The sequence below is a fragment of the Paenibacillus sp. GQ49 genome (genome assembly GCF_059759055.1).
Genome location: NZ_JCAXEL010000042.1, coordinates 1 through 1,877, shown reverse-complemented (window position 1 = coordinate 1,877; position 1,877 = coordinate 1). Strand labels below are relative to the sequence as shown.

1 protein-coding gene is annotated in these 1,877 nt (G+C 46.7%); it reads right to left on the bottom strand.

Annotated features, from left to right (window positions below; all coding sequences use genetic code 11):
* Window positions 1-47 precede the first annotated feature (47 nt).
* Window positions 48-1,277 (bottom strand): CynX/NimT family MFS transporter, encoded by a 1,230-nt coding sequence (locus AC6CIF_RS31795; protein ID WP_036605884.1) that lies wholly within the window; start codon window positions 1,275-1,277, stop codon window positions 48-50.
* Window positions 1,278-1,877: the final 600 nt, after the last annotated feature.

Sequence of the window (1,877 nt, the reverse complement as noted above, 5' to 3'; positions counted from 1 at the left end):
ATTTCAGGATGGAGGCCGTTTTGTTTTTTTATAAATGAATTGTATGACTAACCGATCATTCTATTTTTGCTGGCTTGAATCCCTGCGATTAGCAAAGCGATAGCCAGAATGACCTGTATTAGCAACGGCAGGGTCCATCCTTTTGTCCAGTCATGAAGCATACCGAACAGTAGAGGTCCAACTGCGGCGAGCATATATCCGAAGGATTGGGCCATACCGGACAGGCTGGCAGCTTGTCTGGCATCTTTTGTGCGAAGGACGAAGAACATTGTTACCATTCCAAATGAAGCTCCAGCACCTATTCCTGCCAACGTGACACCGATGGTAACGAGCGAAGCGATGCCGCTTAACAATAAAGCATACCCGACAATTAAAGAAGAGCACGTTATCGCGGTTAGAACACGCTGATCTCGCGTTCGGCCGGCGAGGATTGGAACGATAAAGGTAGCCGGTACACTAACCATCTGCATTAGGGAGAGCATCCACCCTGCTGAGGTGGGACTGAATCCTTGCTCAGCGAGAATCTCGGGAAGCCAGGTAATCGTTGTATAGAATATTAGAGATTGCAGACCCATAAATAAAGTAATGAACCAGGCAAGGGAAGAGGTCCGTAGACGTACAGGCGTCCCTTCACTCTGTGTGGCTATGAATAACATTCGCTGACGTCCTGCGGCGATCTGGGGGAGCCACAAGAGAAGCGCCAATATGGACAACAAGGCCCACATGCCTAACGAAGCACGCCAACCCATAGATGTGGCTCCTGCTACGGGCACACTCACACCTGAGGCGATGGCGCCAAATATATTCATGGATACAGAGTATAATCCGGTGACGATACCTACCCGCAATGGGAAATCACGTTTGATCAAACTTGGCAAAAGCACGTTGCTTAATGCAATGCCGCACCCCAAAATTGCGGTTCCTGCATATAAGGAGAGGACGGAAGGCAACAAGCGTAATGCCACCCCAATGGTTACAATCATAACAGCCAATAGCAGAGCAGATTCGAGTCCTAAACGTTTGGCAAGACGTGGTGCAAAAGGAGAGACTGCTGCAAAGGCGAGCAAAGGAAGTGAGGTCAGAAGCCCGACCATCGTATGGCCGATACCTGTATCTGAGCGGATCATCTCCACTACAGGTCCGGTTGCTGTAATCGGTGACCTCATGGTAGCTGCTATGACGATAATGCCTGCTAATAACAGGCCGAATCTTTTGGATGTTGAAGAATGTTCTTCCTCAGTATGGATAGATGAGTGTTGCTGTATTGATGATGACATTGATAAAATCTCCTGTTTCCAAAGAAGTTAATATGTATGGATTGTTACATAATCCACTCCGTAAGCATAACATTCTATGTCAATATTGAGCAATGAAATGAAAAAACACCCAATCGACAATGGGTGCCTTGACTAGCCTGTGAATTCTAACGAATCCACGAGGTCTTATAATGGGTAAAACTGCTATTTTCAGATTCTAACGAAACTCAGCGACGTTAATCCAGGCTATGAAGTGCGAATAAGTGAGTTAATACCCCAGAATTGGTGAGATAAGCTCTCTAAGGTTCGTTAGAATTCCACAATGCTGAATTGGGAGCAAATAAAGTGTCCTATGTTCGTTAGAACATCGATACTTCAACGTGTTGCTTATAGAGTGAGCAAATGCGGCGCTCCAATACAGCGACATAGAGCATGTAACGAAGTGGATGCTCCGACGAACCGTTGGGGTTCTCATCCCCAGAACGCAAAAAAACTTCCCGAAGGAAGTTTCTTTTTAATACGTCCCAGGAGGGATACTCTCCTTGCAGTCGAGACTGCGAAGTAGTGCTAACGAAGTGAATGCTCCGACGAACCATTGGGGTTCTCATCCCCAGAACGCAA

What these genes read in the sequence shown, in the direction of transcription:
- AC6CIF_RS31795 (WP_036605884.1), bottom strand. Translation starts at nt 1,277, where the DNA reads ATGTCATCATCAATACAGCAACACTCATCTATCCATACTGAGGAAGAA.